The following is a 15702-nucleotide window of genomic DNA, read 5'->3' as shown; positions in this document are numbered from 1 at the left end:
TCAACGCCTCCGCCGAATGCGAACGCGGCGATCAGCAATTGCGCCGGAATGCCTGACGAATTAGGGAAGTCACGGAAGGAGCCGCCACAGCTTTTCCGCGACACCCGCGCGCATGCGCGGGTTTCGCTTTTCTGAAGCATGGCTTACACCTCGCCTTCGATGAGGCGGCGAAGCGAGCGGGTCAAGACAAGGCGCTTGCGACCTACCTTCCGGGTTTCCAAGCGACCATCGGCCATCGCTTCGTAAAGGGTGGTCTTTCCGAGTCCGGACGCCTTCACGGCTTCCGACACGCTGAGCGCGATAGGCTCCATATTGGTAGTCTCCGCCAGCGTCCCGGCGGAATTGCGGGGATGGTGGCGGGACGAAAAGACCATATCGAAACCAAGCGGCGCAGATGCGCCATCGCTTTACGTCGCTTGCAGTTTCGCTTGCAGCCGGTGTCCGGTTCGCTTCAGCTTTGCGTCCTTCCAAGCGGGGCGAAAGACGTCATCACGCGAAAGGCCGTGGTGTTCCGGTAATGTCTTGAAGGCGTTCCATGCCTTATCATGACCATTCCCCTTGCCGGCTGCTATCCAATGCTCGCACCAAGCGACCACCTCATCGTGCGACTTGCGCGGTGCCTTGACGGGATGCGGCCAACGGCGAATTACGCCGTCCCGTTCAACCTCAACCATGAGGTAGCCACCTAAGGCGCGCGGATTGCCACCGAATGCCTCGAACTCCCGTCGAAAGCTTTGAGGATCGCCGCTCCAAAGAACGTATGGTGACAATCCGGGTTCGCGTCGAATGCCACCTGTAGAAATGTCAAACTGGGGAAACTCGGCTAGCAAGTTGCCGCTCAAATCCTCGACGCTGGCCAAGCGCGCATCAGCGAGCGAATACGTTTCCGTGAGGCGGCCACGCATCCTAATGGTCCCATGTTCAACCTCTTCACGCAGTTGGTGCCAAGCCTCAATTATTTTATCCAATCCGACTTGACGGTTTACGAAATGACGGGAACCGGCAACGTTCGCCACATAGTGATCCTGCCCAGCGAAGAATTTCCGCAACCGCTCCTCATGAGTATCGGTCATAGGTGGAGGGTACCCCTCTACGTGCGTCTTCAGATCGTCCGCTGCCATAGCGTCCCCGAAAGCGATCCAAGTCAACGCCTCGGCCAGCGAAACGAACTTTCTATTATTCAAGCTGTCACGCCCCAGAATTGTCATGTCGCTCTCCGACAATAATATTTTATCCAGCCTCAACCTTGCGGATCGGCGTGACATTGCCCGCTACGCCGGACAGCGAAGGTGCGGCGAAGCTGCCCCATGCTTCCATGAGCGCGCGGCGCATGTCGCGCAGATCGGTGCGCAGATAGGCTTGCTCCGTCGCCGTGCCGACACGATGCGCCAGCGCCATTTCGGCCACCATTGCGGGAATGGTTGGCATCTTTTCAGCAGCCCAATCGCGGAATGCGGAGCGGAAGCCATGCACGGTTTCTGTTCGGCCAGCCGTTCGCATGGCCTTGGTAAGCGACATATCGGACAGCGGCCCACCGCGCACGCCGGCAAAGATCAGTCCCTTGCGCATGTCCTTGGGCGCATAGGCTTCAAGCAGCGCAACGACAGCATCGGACAGGGTGACAACGTGCCCCTCTTTCATCTTCATGACCGATGCAGGGCGCGTCCATGTCCGGGCATCAAGGTCGATTTGCTCCCATGTCACTTGCCGGACTTCACCGGAGCGCGCAGCCGTGAGAATGACAAACAATACGGCATGGCGACTGGCGCTCGCGCCCTTGCCAAGCTCGTCTGCGATGAATGCGGGCACTTCGGCAAATGGCATCGCTGCGAAGTTGCCGCCGCGCGCCTGCTTGGAAAGGCCGGTGCGCAATTCGCGGGCGTCGGGCAGCGCATCGGCACGCCAGCCGCGCGCCTTGGCGAAGGCAAGCACTTGGCTAATGCGACTGCGCACCTTGCGGGCCATGACGGGCTTGTCGGTCCAGATCGGGGCAAGCGCAGTGATGACTTCGGCGCTGCCAATCGCGTTCACCTTCAACGCACCCAGCTTGGGGTTGGCATGTTCCTCCAGCGAAGCCTTGAACGCCTTGGCCGTGCGGTCGCTCCAACCGGACTTGAGCGCCTTGTGCGCTTCCGTCACCGCCTCGGCGAAGGTGGGCACCTTCACACGCTCCCTGTCCCGCTCAACCTTCGGATCATTCCCTGCCTTGGCGAGCTTGCGCAGTGCTGCAGCCTTTTCCCGTGCTTCCGCCAGAGACAGGCTCTTGCGCAGCATAAGGGGAATATCGGAATGGCGGGCATCGTGCTTACCGAAGGCGTCGCTGCCCAAACCGTCAACGTCCACAGCGCCAAGCCCGATGTCCCGGCGCTTGCCGTCCACCTGAACGCGAAGCATCCATGACTTTGCGCCGCTGGATGCCACCAGCAGGAATAGGCCATCCCCGTCCTGATAGGCGCGCTTCACTGGCTTCCCGGCCGATCCAAATCCGGGCTTGGCATTGCGGACCTTGGCAACGGTGAGCTTCCCCACGCTAATTCCCCCACATTCACCCCCACACTTTATTGCGGCTTTCGGCGAACGTCAACGGCAAGGTGCGGAACGGATATGCCGCAAACCATCGCATTTACGTTGTTTAATTGGAAAGCGGCGGAATGCAGCGGAAGCTAGTTATGATCCTTGTCGGGCATCCATTTCCAAATAGTCGCGATTTCCAGGGCTGTTAGCCTGGCCGATGACGTCAGGTGTCGTCGTGCGGGTGATGCTGTTCCATGCGGCGATGGGCTTCGGCCAGTTCGATCTCGCCGATCAGCAGGGCCGCGTCGCCGGTCGTGAAGCCGGTGACGGGATCGATCAAGCCGCTGTGGCTGAACCGGCTAACGAAATTCTGGAACCGTTCGAGGGCTATGCGGACGTCGCTGGTCATGACTGTCTGTCCCGATATGCGATTTAAGGGAGAGCATATCGGGTGCGCCGGATTTTGCCAGCCTATCGCATCATTCCCAGCGCAACCGCCTCCGCCACCTTGATGCCGTCGATCGCGGCGGAAAGGATGCCTCCGGCATAGCCTGCGCCCTCACCAGCGGGATATAGGCCAGCGACATTGAGGCTCTGGAAATCCTTGCCGCGGGTGATGCGGATGGGCGAGGATGTGCGTGTTTCCACGCCGGTCATGACCGCGTCAGGATGGTCGTAATGGCTGATCTGGCGGCCAAAGGCAGGCAGCGCCTCCCGAATGGCGTCGACCACATAGTCGGGCAGGCAGCGCGCCAGATCGGTGGGGGTAACGCCCGGCTTGTAGGAGGGGACGACCTCTCCCAAGGCGGTGGAGGGGCGAGCGGCCATGAAGTCGCCCACGGTCTGGCCGGGTGCAAAGTAGGAGGAGCCGCCCGCGACGAAGGCCGCCGATTCCCAGCGACGTTGCAACGCGATGCCCGCCAACGGGCCTTCGGGATAGTCGCGCGCGGGATCGATGCCGACCACCAGTCCTGAATTGGCGTTGAATTCGGCGCGGCTATACTGGCTCATGCCGTTGGTGACGACGCGCCCTTCCTCCGACGTCGCGGCGACGACCCGGCCGCCGGGACACATGCAGAAACTGTAGACGGTGCGGCCATTGGCGCAGTGATGGGCCAGGCTATAGGAAGCCGCGCCCAGATCCGGGTGGCCCGCGCAATTGCCGTAGCGGGCGCGATCGACCCAGCTTTGCGGATGTTCGATCCGCACCCCGATGGAGAAGGGCTTGGCCTCTATATGGACGCCGCGGCTGTGCAGCATTTCGAAGGTCGGGCGGGCGCTGTGGCCGACAGCAAGGACGACATGGTCGGCTTCGAGGAAGCTGCCATCCTGCATATGGAGGCCGCGCAGCCTATGGGCGCCCTCACCCGCTGGCTCCAGCGCGAGATCGTCCACGCGGGTCTGCCAGCGATATTCGCCGCCCAGCGCCTCGATCTGGCGGCGCATGGATTCGACCATGGTGACCAGGCGGAAGGTGCCGATATGGGGATGGGCTTCCCATAATATGTCGTCAGGGGCGCCCGCCGCGACGAACTCCTCCAGCACCTTCCGGCCAAGGAAGCGCGGGTCTTTGACGCGGCAATAGAGTTTGCCGTCGGAGAATGTGCCCGCCCCGCCCTCGCCGAACTGCACGTTGGAATCCGGGTTCAATTCGGCGCGACGCCACAGGCCCCATGTGTCCTTCGTCCGTTCGCGCACTGGCTTGCCGCGATCCAGGATGATCGGGCGGAAGCCCATTTGCGCCAGGATCAGGCCCGCAAACAGCCCGCATGGTCCCGCGCCGATGACGACCGGGCGCTGCGCCGGACCGCTTTCGGGGGCGTGGGTCACGAATCTGTAGCGTGTGTCGGGCGCGGGGCGCACATCCTTGTCACCAACGAAGCGGGCGAGGATGGCGGGTTCGTCGCTGGCGGCGATGTCGAATGTATAGACAAGCTGGATCGCGCTGCGGCGGCGCGCGTCATTGCCGCGCCGCACCAGGCTGTGGGACAGCAGGTCGGAGGCAGGGATGCCGAGACGGGCGCAGATGGCGGCGGGGATCGCTTCGGCAGGATGGTCGAGCGGGAGTTGGAGGCCGGAGAGACGGATCATGGACGGGCTGTAGATGATGTGGCCGGATAAGAAAACCGTCCGCCTTGGACGGAAGCTGCCCCCTCATTTAATCCGTTCGCCCTGAGCTTGTCGAAGGGGAGTCCTTTTCTTTCGAGAAGAAGGACGGGGCTTCGACAAGCTCAGCCCGAACGGGATTTAGGCCGTCCGGCGCTGCCCCATGATCCATTCGCCCAGCAAGGCGACGAGCATGCTGAGGCCGGTCAACGGGAACAGCAGCCCGATGAACAGCATCAACCCCGCCACCATGCGCCGGGCGGCGAGGGTGGCCGCGGGCGGTGCGCTGAGCCGCCCCTGTTGCCGCCGTTTCCACCACAGGACCGGCGCGGTCAGGCACAGAAGGAGGAGACACAGGCAAGCCGCGAGCATCAGCAGCCGGTTGACCTCTCCATATTGCTGGCCCTGATGGGTGGCGATGCCCCATTCGACCGCCTTTGCGCCCGGACCAAACATGCGCCAGTCCATATCCTGCACCACCGCGCCTGATGCCGCGTCGATGGTGATGGCGCGCGCGTCCTGCGCCTGGGTGACGATGGAGGCGGCGAGATAGGGCGCGCCGGGACTGGCGGGCAGGATGAGCTGCACACCGCCCATGCCATGCGCGGTGGCGATGCGCAGGGCCTGATCAATGCCGATGTCGCCTGCATCGCCCGCGATCGCGCCGCCTTCGCGCAACGTCCAGGGCAGCGCATCCCTGGCCGGCGCGCTCCATGGGACGACCGCCATTTTGGGCCGTCCCCAGTCATTGGCGGCAACGACGGCGCGCAGCCCGCCGCCCCAGACTTCCGTCCATGGCATCCCCGTCACCGCAAGGAAGAGGATGACGCCAGCCGACAGGAAACCCAGCGTGCCGTGCAGGTCGCGCCAGAAGAGGCGACCCGACGCCCTGCCCCGGATCGCCAGCGCGGGCTGGCCGCGCCGGGGCCAGCGCAGATAGAGGCCGGTGATGCAGAGCAGGATCGCCCAGCCCGCGACGACCTCCACCAGCCGGTTGCCGACCGGGCCGGTGAGCGCAAGGCTGTGCAAATCCTTGATGACCTTCATGAAGCCGCCGCCGCGCATCTGACCGAGTATCCGGCCATCGCGCGGATCGACGAAATGGACCGTTGGCGGGCCACCTTCCACCTTGGTCATCACCCGCCAGCTTTCCGACATGGTGGCGGGACGAACGATTTGCGTTACCTGCGCGCCTGTCGTCCGCTCCACCACAGCGGCCAGGCGCGATGGCGGAAGCAACGCGCGGGACGGCGTCGTCGACATATGGACGGGATAGAGCGTCGCCTCTATCTCCGGCTTGTAGAGATAGAGTGCGCCCGTCACCGCCATGAGTGCCAGCACGGGCAGGACGATCAGACCGGCATAGAAATGCCAGCGCCACATCGCCCGGTAGAAGCCTGTGTCATCCATCGTCCTGCCCCCCGGTTCAGAAACGCGCGCGCACGCCGCCATAGATGGCGCGGCGTTCGAGCGGGTAGAAGGCGACGCTGCCTTCATCCACTGCCGTCGCCGCGTTGTCAGGCGTGTAGCGGACCAGCGCGCTGATGTCGCCGACCGCGCGCTTCTGCGTCAGGTTGCGCGCATCGAGGAACAGGGTGACGCCTTCGCGCAGCTGCGCCTGTGCGCCCAGATTGAGCAGGGCATAATTGCCGACCCGCTTGCTGTTGACATAGTCGACCCATGCCCCCTGCGGCAGCCATTCGACCGAGGGCGAGATGCTGAGCCTGTCTGTCCCCAGTTTGAGTTCGGCGCGGTAGAAATGGCGCGGCACCACCGGCAGGCGATTGTCGCCATAGATGGCGTCGTTGCGGAAGCGGAAATCGCTATATTGATAGACCTGGCGGAGCGATGCCCATGGGGTGAAGGCGAGTTCGAGACCCGCTTCGACGCCCTGATGGCGGGTCTTGTCCGCGTTGAAGGTGGCGGCGGGGATGACGCCGGGGACGACATTAAATTGCAGCATCTCACCCTTTATGTCGGCGCGATAGAGGCTGACATCCCAGGATGCGATGCCGATGCGGCCACGGGTGCCGATTTCCGCGGTCCATGCCTTTTGCGCGCCGACAGGCGTGAAGCCGGGCGCGCCGCCTGCGGGCGTTTGGCTGAGTTCACTATAGCCGGGCAGTTCGACCGAGCGGTTATAATTGGCGTAGAATTGCAGGGCTTCGTCGGGCTTGTAGAGCAGGCCGATCTTGGGCGAAAAAGCGTCGAAGCTGGCGTCGCCGCTGCGTTGCGGGGCAAAGCGGTTGTCGATCCGCCGTTCGCCATGGGTGTAGAGCCCGCCCGCGATCAGCCACAGGCCGGGCGTGGGGGCCACGCGGACTTCGCCATAGCTGTTGATCGTCTGGGCGCGCTGCTGAACATTGGCGGTGGGCGCGCCGCGCTTGCCCGACAGGTTGATAAACTGGCGCGCGGTGACCTTGCCAAAGCGCGCCTGCGTGCCAAGCGTCAGTTCGACCGGCAGACCGCCCAGATCGCCCGCCAGATCGAGGCTGGCGAACGCGCCGCGATCTTCCGATTTCTGGTCGATCACCTGAAAGATGGGGTGGTAGAGATCCTTGGCATTGAGGAACAGGCCGAAGGCCAGCTGGCCGCCGTCAAGCTGGATGGTCGTGCGGTTTTGCAGGCGGATCGAATCAATGTCGCGCGCCTGATCGCCAACGAAATTGCCCTTGGTCGGGTTGGTCAGCACCGATTTTTCGCTGAGCGAGCCGGACAGTTTCTGACGGATGGTCTGGGCGCTGGCGTAAAAGCGGGTTTCGATTGTCTCGCTGATCTTCACGCCGACATTGCCGTTGAAGCGATAGGATTTCCGCTTGCCATGATCGCGGTCGCCATCCGAACGATCGCTGGTGATCGCGGCGAAGGCATCACCCCGGTCGTCGGCATAGCCATAGGCCGCCTTGGTGCGGATCGTGTCGAAGCTGCCGCCATCGACGCGCAGTTCAACGCCCGGCGCGCTGCGTCCGGTCGGGGTGACGGCATTGATCGCGCCGCCCAGCGTCGATCCGCCCAGCCGCAGCGCATTGCCGCCGCGATAGACCTCCAGATGCTGGAAAACCTGCGGGTCGAATTCCTGAAAGTCACCGTTATCGTCGGCCAGGTTGATCGGAATGCCATCCTGCAACAGGGTCAGGCCGCGCATGTGGAAGCCGCGCGACAGGCCCGAACCACGGATAGAGATGCGAACCTCCTGCCCGAAGCGGGGCTGGGTGTAGACGCCGGGCGAGAAGGTGAGCGCGTCGCGCAGGGAGACGGCCAGCTTATTTTCAAAATCGTCAGCGGCAACGACATCGACGCCGCCGGGTGTGCGCTCGACGCGGGCGGCAGCTTCCTGGGCAAGCGCGCTGGCGGTGACGATGATGCGGCTCTGGTCGGGGGCTTCGTCGGCAAAGGCAGCGGTAGTCGACAGGGCAAAGGCGATGGCGCACAGCGAAACGCTGCGCGTGGCGTGGGTGATACGCATGAATTTTAACCTATTGATATAGTGTAGTTTCCTGACTTTCTTGTCAGGATTGGGGCTGGGCAAATTGCATCCTCCCTACAAGGGGAGGTGGCTGGCCGCAGGCCAGACGGAGGGGTGTCAAGCTATCAAGAGGGTGACACCCCTCCGCCAGCACTTCGTGCTGCCACCTCCCCCTCAGGGGGAGGATGTCGTTAAGCGGTTGGCGGCCCGGATGAAGGCGGCGGGGGCGCGGCGAGGCGCGCGATCAGGCCCGTCTTGAGCGCGAAGGCGATCGGGCCATAGGCCAGTTGCCAGGCAGGCAGCGGCAGGTCTGCGAGCAGCAGCGGCGGCACGGCGGGCTGGACCGAAGCGGCGAAGGCGCAGGGCATATGCCCGGCCATGCCATCGTCGGGCGCATGATCGCCCTTGCCCGGCGCCAAGTCGCGATCGACCAGCACGTTGATTGCGCCCTGCCCGGTACAGAGGGTTATGATGACGCCCCGATCCGTGCGGACAGGCATGAAACCCGATGGCACGAACAACTGGACGGCCAGGACGAGCAGCGCCAATGCGGCAAGCAGGCCGCGCGCGGTGCTGGAATGTCTGATCGCCCCCGTCATGTGGGGGCCGCCATAATGACGAGGTGCTGCCTTGTCACTAGGGCAATAGGTCCATCGCGCGCTGCCCTGAACTAACCTTGACGTAAACGTAAAGCTGCGTTACATCATGCGTCATGGACAAGCGCAGCAGCATCGCCGGCATCGAGCTACCCGACCATCGGGACCAGCAGAGCTACAGCATTTCCGACCTTTCCGAAGAGTTTGGCGTCACGGCGCGCGCCTTGCGATTCTATGAGGATGAGGGGCTGATCGCGCCCGAACGGCAAGGTCTGGCCCGCATCTATTCGCGGCGCGACCGCGCGCGGCTGGCGTGGATTTTGCGCGGCAAGCGGGTCGGTTTCAGCCTGACTGAAATTCGCGAGATGATCGACCTGTATGACGCCGATGAAGAACATGAAGAGCAGCGCCGCGTCACGGCCGCCAAATGTCAGGCGCGGATCGAACTGCTGACCCGGCAAAAGGACGATATTGACGCGGCCATTGCCGAACTGGCCAATTTCGTTGCGGCCATCGCCAAAGACTGACGCCCTCCCCTACCCGCCCTTTCCCGATAAGAAAAACGCCCGGAGACGATCATGCCCACTTATACTCCCCCCGTTCGCGACACACGGTTCGTACTGGATCATGTCGTCGGGCTGGAACGCTATGCCAACCTGCCCGGCTTTGAAAATGCGACGCCCGACCTGGTCGAGGCGATCCTGACCGAAGGCGGCAAGATTGCCGCGGAAGTGCTGTTCCCGTTGAACGCGGTGGGCGACAAGGAAGGATGCACCCGTCACCCCGACGGCAGCGTGACCACGCCGACCGGCTTCAAGGATGCGTTCGACCAGTTTGTCGCGGGCGGTTGGACCACGCTGCATTCACCGGCCGAATTTGGCGGACAGGGCCTGCCGTCCGTCCTGGCGACGGCGGTGGACGAATATGTGCTGTCGGCCAATCAGGCGTTTGAAATGTATCATGGCCTGACCGCAGGCGCGGTCGCGGCGCTGATTGCCAAGGGCAGCGATGAATTGCAGCAGCGCTATATCCCCAAGATGGTGTCGGGCCAGTGGACCGGCACGATGAACCTGACCGAGCCGCATTGCGGCACCGATCTGGGCCTGATCAAGACCAAGGCCGTGCCCAATGCCGATGGCAGCTATGCGATCACCGGGACCAAGATTTTCATTTCGGCGGGCGAGCATGACCTTTCGGAAAATATCATCCATCTGGTGCTGGCCAAGACACCGGGCGCACCCGACAGCAGCAAGGGCATTTCGCTGTTCGTCGTTCCCAAGATCCTGCTGCATGACGACGGGTCGCTGGGCGAGCGCAACGCCGTGTCCTGTGGTTCGATCGAGCATAAGATGGGCATCCATGGCAACGCCACCTGCGTCATGAATTATGACGGGGCGACCGGATGGATGGTCGGCGAGGAGAATAAGGGGCTGGCCGCGATGTTCATCATGATGAACGCGGCGCGACTGGGCGTTGGCCTCCAGGGTCTGGCTCAGGGCGAAATCGCCTTGCAGAACGCGGTTCATTATGCCCGCGACCGGCGGCAGGGCCGCGCGCTCACCGGGCCGAAGGAGCCGGAGGAAAAGGCCGATACGCTGTTCGTTCATCCCGATGTGCGCCGGATGCTGATGGAGGGCAAGGCCATCACCGAAGGGTTGCGCGCGCTGATCCTGTGGGGGGCTTTGCAGGTCGATCTGTCGCATTATGCCGCCACCGAAGAAGAGCGCCAGCAAGCCGACGATCTGATCGGGCTGCTGACCCCGGTCATCAAGGGCTATGGCACCGACAAGGGTTTCGATGTCGCGGTATCCAGCCAGCAGGTGTTTGGCGGCCATGGTTATATCTGGGAAAATGGCGTGGAGCAGTATGTCCGCGACGCGCGCATCGCCCAGATTTATGAAGGCACCAACGGCGTGCAGGCGATGGATCTGGTCGGCCGCAAACTGCCGATGAATGGTGGCCGCGCGTTGCAGGCGTTGCTGAAGATCATCGCGACCGAAGTGGCCGATGCCAAGGCCGAGCCCAAGCTCGCCGCCTTCGCCGAAGCGCTGGAAAAGGCGACCGGCCAGTTGCAGGCCGCGACCATGTGGCTGATGCAGAATGCGATGAAGAACCCCGACAATGCGGGCGCAGGCGCGCATCATTATATGCATATCCTGGGCATCGTCGCGACCGGCCTGATGTGGTTGCGCATGGCCAAGGCCGCGACCGGGCTGCTGGCGGCGGGCGAAGGGGATGCGAAGTATCTGGAAGCCAAGCTGGTGACGGCGCGCTTCTTTGCCGAGCGGATCATGCCCGACGCGGGATCGCTGCGCCGCAAGATGGAAGGTGGCGCCGAAGCGCTGATGGCGCTGGACCCGGATATGTTCTTGGCGGCGTAACGCCAATGAAGGCGGGCCTGGCCACATGGGTGGCCAAGGCCCGCCACCCGCGATAGGCTGGCCCCTTTCGAGGGGGACGCCAGCCATGACCATCACCGCCAGTCCGGCGCCTGCCCGCACGCTGGGCCTGGCTGCCTGCATCGCGCTGGTGATGGGGAATATGATCGGGTCGGGCGTGTTCCTGCTGCCTGCCGCGCTCGCGCCCTTTGGCTGGGATGCGGTGGCAGGCTGGGGGTTTACGATCGCCGGGTCGCTGGTGCTGGCCTTCGTCATCGCCCGGCTGACAGTGGCCCTGCCGGGGACGAGCGCTTCGCAGATGATCGCGCGGGCCTATGGGCCGCTTGCCGGGTTTGCGATTGGCTGGATCTACTGGCTGTCGATCATCATCACCAATGTCACGATTGCAGTCGCGGCGACGGCCAATCTGTCCAGCGTCCTGCCGCTGCTGGCGCGGCCGGGCGTCGGGGCGATAATGTCGATCGGCTTGCTGTGGGCGATGACGGGCATCAACCTGATCGGCGCGCGGGCGGCGGGCATGACGCAGATCGTCACGACGATCATCAAGCTGATCCCGATCGCGGTGGTGCTGGTCCTGCTGGTCATGACGGTGGGGAACGGCACGGCGCAGGTCGCGCCCTTCCCGGCGCAGGGGCTGACAGGCGCGGGCATTACCGCGTCGGCGGCGCTGACGCTCTGGGCCTTGCTGGGGTTTGAATCGGCCAGCGTGGCGGCGGACAAGGTGCGTGATCCGGCGCGAACCATCCCGCGCGCAACGCTGATCGGCACGGCGGTGACGGGGCTGATCTATCTGCTGGTCTGTTCAGGAATAGCGCTGACCCTGCCAGCGGCGGAGACGCAGACCGGATCGCCCTTTGGCGCATTTGTCAGCCATTATTGGTCGCCCGGCCCGGCCCGCTTCATCGCCTTGTTCGTGGCGATCAGTTGCCTGGGCGCGCTCAATGGCTGGACGCTGCTGATGGGCGAGGTGCCGCTGGTGATGGCGCGGGCGGGCGAACTGCCGCGCTGGCTGGCAGGGACCAATGCCAAAGGGACGCCAGTGCGCGGGCTGATAGTGTCCACGCTGCTCGCCAGCCTGTTGCTGGTCGCCAATAGTTTGCAGGGGCTGGTGGCGCTGTTTACCGCCATGGCGCTGCTGGCGACATCGGCGACGCTGTGGCTCTATGTCGGCTGCGCGCTGGCGAGCATGCGGTTTCGGGTGGTGGTGCCAGCCGCGGCCGTGGGGCTGGGCTATGCGCTATGGACGCTATGGGGCGCGGGGATTGTGGCGAGCGGGTCGAGCGTGCTGCTGATGGCGGCGGGGTTGCCCTTTTATTGGTGGGCGCGGCGAGAGCGTGCAGCCTGACGTGACGTACTCCCGCGAAGGCGGGAGTCCAGTTCAGAGGGCAGGACTGGGCTCCCGCCTTCGCGGGAGCACCATGATGCCAGCGATCAATCCCCCCACAAATCCTTGATCTTGCCGAAAAATCCGGTCGAGGCCGGGCATTCTTCGCCGGTTTCGGTTTCACGGAAGGCTTCGAGCAGTTCCTTCTGCTTGGCCGTCAGCTTCGTGGGCGTTTCGACGTCGATCTGGACGACGAGATCGCCCTGCCCGCGTCCGTTGAGAACCGGCATGCCCGCGCCACGCTGGCGGATCTGCTTGCCCGACTGAATGCCGACCGGGATCTTGATGCTGTGGCGCACGCCATCCAGACCCGGCACTTCGATCGTGCCGCCGAGCGCAGCCGTCGTGAAGCTGACCGGGCAGCGACAGAAGAGCGTCGTGCCATCGCGCTCGAACAGCGAGTGGCGCTTGACGTGGAGGAAGATGTAGAGGTCGCCCGCAGGCGCGCCGCGCGCGCCCGCCTCGCCCTCACCCGACAGGCGGATGCGGGTGCCATCGTCCACGCCAGCGGGGACGTTGACCGACAGCGTCTTGGGCTTGTCCACCCGGCCTTCGCCCCGGCAGGAGCGGCAGGGGCTTTCAATGACCTTGCCCGCGCCATGGCAGGAGGGGCAGGTGCGTTCGACCACGAAAAAGCCCTGCTGCGCGCGGACCTGACCATGGCCCTTGCAAGTCGGGCAAGTCTTGACGCTGGTTCCCGGTTCCGCGCCAGAGCCGTCGCAACTGTCGCAGACGGCCGAAACCTCGATCTGAATCTCGGTCTGCTTGCCATGATAGGCTTCGTCGAGGGTGATCTCGAGATCATAGCGCAGGTCCGCGCCGCGCCGCTGCTGCTGGCGACCGCCACCGCCAAAGCCGCCGCCCTGGCCGAAAATCGTCTCGAATATATCGCCAAGGTCGGAAAAACCGCCGGCACCGGCATGGAAGCCGCCACCGCCGCCCTGTTGCTGCTGCTTGAAGGCCGCATGACCGAAACGATCATAGGCTGCGCGCTTTTGCGGGTCTTTCAGAACCTCATAGGCTTCCGACACGGCCTTGAACTTGGCTTCGCTGTCGGTGCATCCCCCGGTCTTGTCCGGGTGATATTTCATCGCCATTTTGCGATAGGCGCTTTTCAGCACGCTCGCGTCGGCGGTGCGCTCGACTTCGAGCAATTCATAATAGTCGATTTCGGTCGTCATTCGGACCCCCGCCCGGCTGTCCCGTCACCCCGCCTGGCGGCGGGGTGACGGGTATAGGGCTTCAGCTTCAAGCCTTGTTGTCGTCCACTTCGGAGAATTCGGCGTCGACGACATCGTCGTCCGCCTTGGGTGCTTCAGCGCCCGGCGCAGCAGCCGCAGCCTGCTCCTTCTCATAAATGGCCTGACCCAGCTTCATCGCGACCGTGGCGAGTTCCTGCGCCTTGGCCTTCATGGCTTCAGCGTCACCACTTTCGATCGCAGACTTGGTGTCGGCAATGGCGGTTTCGATTTCGCCCTTCAGGCTCGCATCGACCTTGTCGCCATGTTCGGCCAGCTGCTGCTCGGTCGTGTGGACGAGGCTTTCAGCGTTATTCTTGGCTTCGGCCGCTTCACGACGCTTCTTGTCCTCTTCGGCGAAGCGTTCGGCGTCCTTGACCATCTGGTCGATGTCGGAGTCCGACAGACCGCCCGAAGCCTGGATGCGGATCTGCTGTTCCTTGCCGGTGCCCTTGTCCTTCGCGGACACATTGACCAGACCGTTGGCGTCGATGTCGAACGTCACCTCGATCTGCGGCACGCCGCGCGGCGCCGGGGGGATGCCGACGAGGTCGAACTGGCCGAGGATCTTGTTGTCCGCCGCCATTTCGCGTTCGCCCTGGAACACACGGATCGTCACCGCCTGCTGATTATCGTCGGCGGTCGAATAGACCTGCGACTTTTTCGCCGGGATGGTGGTGTTGCGGTCGATCATGCGGGTGAACACGCCACCCAGCGTTTCGATGCCAAGGCTGAGCGGCGTCACGTCGAGCAGCAGCACGTCCTTGACGTCGCCCTGCAACACGCCCGCCTGGATCGCCGCGCCCATGGCGACGACTTCGTCCGGGTTCACGCCGGTATGCGGTTCCTTGCCGAAAAATTCCTTTACGGCTTCGCGCACCTTGGGCATGCGGGTCATACCGCCGACCAAAACGACTTCGCTGATCTCGCTGGCTGAAACGCCTGCGTCGGCCATCGCCTTCTTGCAGGGTTCCATGGTGCGCTTGATGAGGTCAGCGACCAAACGCTCCAGATCGGCGCGGGTGATCGACTTCACCAGATGCTTGGGACCATTCTGGTCAGCGGTGATGAAGGGCAGGTTGACTTCGGTCGTCTGGGCCGAGGACAGCTCGATCTTGGCCTTTTCAGCCGCTTCCTTCAAACGCTGGAGCGCCAGCTTGTCCTTGGTAAGGTCAATGCCTTCGGACTTCTGGAAGTCGGCGGCCAGGAATTCGACCAGCTTGGCGTCGAAATCTTCGCCGCCCAGGAAAGTGTCGCCATTGGTCGACTTCACCTCGAACACGCCGTCGCCGATTTCCAGAATGGAGATGTCGAACGTGCCGCCGCCAAGGTCGTAAACCGCGATCGTCTTGCCGTCCTGCTTGTCGAGACCATAAGCGAGCGCGGCCGCTGTCGGCTCGTTGATGATGCGCAGCACTTCCAGGCCCGCGATCTGGCCAGCGTCCTTGGTCGCCTGACGCTGGGCGTCGTTAAAATAGGCAGGCACGGTGATGACCGCCTGGGTGACGGTTTCGCCCAGATAGGATTCGGCGGTTTCCTTCATCTTCTGCAGGATGAAGGCGCTGATCTGCGAGGGGCTGTAATCCTGGCCACCGGCCTTGACCCAGGCGTCGCCATTCGGACCCTTGGCAATCGAATAAGGGACGAGTTCCATGTCCTTCTTGGTCATGGGATCGTCGAAGCGGCGGCCGATCAGGCGCTTGACCGCGAAAATCGTGCTGTCCGGATTGGTGACCGCCTGGCGCTTGGCCGGCTGACCGATCAGGCGCTCGCCATCCTTGGCGAAGGCGACGATGGACGGCGTCGTGCGCGCGCCTTCCGCATTTTCGATTACCTTGGGCTTGCCACCGTCCATGACGGCGACGCAGCTGTTGGTGGTGCCAAGGTCGATACCGATAACTTTTGCCATTGTGTCCTCTTTGAACCCCAAATTCTATTCAGCGGTTGATGGCCCCATACCTCACGAAAGCGCCAAGGCAAGGCCGGTTTGCAAGGGCGA

At 63.5% G+C, this 15702-nt stretch carries 13 protein-coding genes; 3 read left to right on the top strand and 10 right to left on the bottom strand.

Annotated features, from left to right (window positions below; all coding sequences use genetic code 11):
- Positions 1-143: 143 nt before the first annotated feature.
- From SX1_RS22310 to SX1_RS01545, 8 genes are all read right to left on the bottom strand, one after another.
- Positions 144-374 (bottom strand): helix-turn-helix domain-containing protein, encoded by a 231-nt coding sequence (locus SX1_RS22310; RefSeq protein WP_019051636.1) that lies wholly within the window; start codon positions 372-374, stop codon positions 144-146.
- A gap of 33 nt (positions 375-407) precedes the next feature.
- Positions 408-1208, bottom strand: a complete 801-nt coding sequence (locus tag SX1_RS01575) for a hypothetical protein (RefSeq protein ID WP_019051635.1) — start codon at positions 1206-1208, stop codon at positions 408-410.
- Positions 1209-1230: 22 nt separating this feature from the next.
- On the bottom strand, positions 1231-2529 hold the full coding sequence (locus SX1_RS22305; RefSeq protein ID WP_019051634.1) for a tyrosine-type recombinase/integrase: 1299 nt from the start codon (positions 2527-2529) through the stop codon (positions 1231-1233).
- Positions 2530-2737: 208 nt separating this feature from the next.
- Positions 2738-2923, bottom strand: coding sequence for a hypothetical protein (locus SX1_RS01565; protein WP_019051633.1), 186 nt, complete (start codon positions 2921-2923; stop codon positions 2738-2740).
- Positions 2924-2985: 62 nt separating this feature from the next.
- Positions 2986-4605 (bottom strand): NAD(P)/FAD-dependent oxidoreductase, encoded by a 1620-nt coding sequence (locus tag SX1_RS01560; RefSeq protein WP_019051632.1) that lies wholly within the window; start codon positions 4603-4605, stop codon positions 2986-2988.
- A gap of 156 nt (positions 4606-4761) precedes the next feature.
- Positions 4762-6030, bottom strand: coding sequence for a PepSY-associated TM helix domain-containing protein (locus tag SX1_RS01555; protein ID WP_019051631.1), 1269 nt, complete (start codon positions 6028-6030; stop codon positions 4762-4764).
- Positions 6031-6046: 16 nt separating this feature from the next.
- Positions 6047-8086 carry a TonB-dependent receptor family protein gene (locus SX1_RS01550; RefSeq protein WP_019051630.1) on the bottom strand — a complete coding sequence of 680 codons (2040 nt, stop codon included), beginning with the start codon at positions 8084-8086 and terminating at the stop codon, positions 6047-6049.
- A gap of 191 nt (positions 8087-8277) precedes the next feature.
- Complete coding sequence (locus SX1_RS01545) at positions 8278-8685, bottom strand: hypothetical protein (protein ID WP_019051629.1); 408 nt, start codon at positions 8683-8685, stop codon at positions 8278-8280.
- A gap of 113 nt (positions 8686-8798) precedes the next feature.
- Between SX1_RS01545 and SX1_RS01540 the strand changes: the two genes are divergently transcribed.
- The 3 genes from SX1_RS01540 (at position 8799) to SX1_RS01530 (ending at position 12426) form a co-directional block, all read left to right on the top strand.
- On the top strand, positions 8799-9209 hold the full coding sequence (locus SX1_RS01540; RefSeq protein ID WP_017180887.1) for a MerR family transcriptional regulator: 411 nt from the start codon (positions 8799-8801) through the stop codon (positions 9207-9209).
- Between the two features lie 51 nt (positions 9210-9260).
- Complete coding sequence (locus SX1_RS01535) at positions 9261-11063, top strand: acyl-CoA dehydrogenase C-terminal domain-containing protein (RefSeq protein ID WP_019051628.1); 1803 nt, start codon at positions 9261-9263, stop codon at positions 11061-11063.
- 85 nt (positions 11064-11148) lie between these two features.
- Positions 11149-12426 (top strand): amino acid permease, encoded by a 1278-nt coding sequence (locus tag SX1_RS01530; protein ID WP_019051627.1) that lies wholly within the window; start codon positions 11149-11151, stop codon positions 12424-12426.
- A gap of 86 nt (positions 12427-12512) precedes the next feature.
- On the opposite strand, the gene dnaJ is transcribed toward SX1_RS01530, so the two are convergent.
- Both dnaJ and dnaK read right to left on the bottom strand, forming a co-directional pair.
- Positions 12513-13646: a molecular chaperone DnaJ gene (dnaJ, locus tag SX1_RS01525; RefSeq protein ID WP_019051626.1), complete on the bottom strand. Its 1134-nt coding sequence runs from the start codon at positions 13644-13646 to the stop codon at positions 12513-12515.
- A 67-nt stretch (positions 13647-13713) separates the two neighbouring features.
- The gene (gene dnaK / locus SX1_RS01520) at positions 13714-15612 is read right to left on the bottom strand and encodes a molecular chaperone DnaK (RefSeq protein ID WP_017180891.1); all 1899 of its coding nucleotides are present in this window, start codon (positions 15610-15612) and stop codon (positions 13714-13716) included.
- Between the last annotated feature and the right edge of the window lie 90 nt (positions 15613-15702).

Source organism: Sphingobium xenophagum NBRC 107872 (assembly GCF_000367345.1).
Taxonomy (GTDB): Bacteria; Pseudomonadota; Alphaproteobacteria; order Sphingomonadales; family Sphingomonadaceae; genus Sphingobium; species Sphingobium xenophagum.
Note: the sequence above shows the minus strand (reverse complement) of the source record. Positions and strands in the feature narration are given on the sequence as shown.

Coding starts and splice junctions, on each gene's coding strand:
- SX1_RS22310 (WP_019051636.1), bottom strand. CDS start 374: ATGGTCTTTTCGTCCCGCCACCATCCCCGCAATTCCGCCGGGACGCTG.
- SX1_RS01575 (WP_019051635.1), bottom strand. CDS start 1,208: ATGACAATTCTGGGGCGTGACAGCTTGAATAATAGAAAGTTCGTTTCG.
- SX1_RS01565 (WP_019051633.1), bottom strand. CDS start 2,923: ATGACCAGCGACGTCCGCATAGCCCTCGAACGGTTCCAGAATTTCGTT.
- SX1_RS01560 (WP_019051632.1), bottom strand. CDS start 4,605: ATGATCCGTCTCTCCGGCCTCCAACTCCCGCTCGACCATCCTGCCGAA.
- SX1_RS01555 (WP_019051631.1), bottom strand. CDS start 6,030: ATGGATGACACAGGCTTCTACCGGGCGATGTGGCGCTGGCATTTCTAT.
- SX1_RS01550 (WP_019051630.1), bottom strand. CDS start 8,086: ATGCGTATCACCCACGCCACGCGCAGCGTTTCGCTGTGCGCCATCGCC.
- SX1_RS01545 (WP_019051629.1), bottom strand. CDS start 8,685: ATGACGGGGGCGATCAGACATTCCAGCACCGCGCGCGGCCTGCTTGCC.
- SX1_RS01540 (WP_017180887.1), top strand. CDS start 8,799: ATGGACAAGCGCAGCAGCATCGCCGGCATCGAGCTACCCGACCATCGG.
- SX1_RS01535 (WP_019051628.1), top strand. CDS start 9,261: ATGCCCACTTATACTCCCCCCGTTCGCGACACACGGTTCGTACTGGAT.
- SX1_RS01530 (WP_019051627.1), top strand. CDS start 11,149: ATGACCATCACCGCCAGTCCGGCGCCTGCCCGCACGCTGGGCCTGGCT.
- dnaJ (WP_019051626.1), bottom strand. CDS start 13,646: ATGACGACCGAAATCGACTATTATGAATTGCTCGAAGTCGAGCGCACC.
- dnaK (WP_017180891.1), bottom strand. CDS start 15,612: ATGGCAAAAGTTATCGGTATCGACCTTGGCACCACCAACAGCTGCGTC.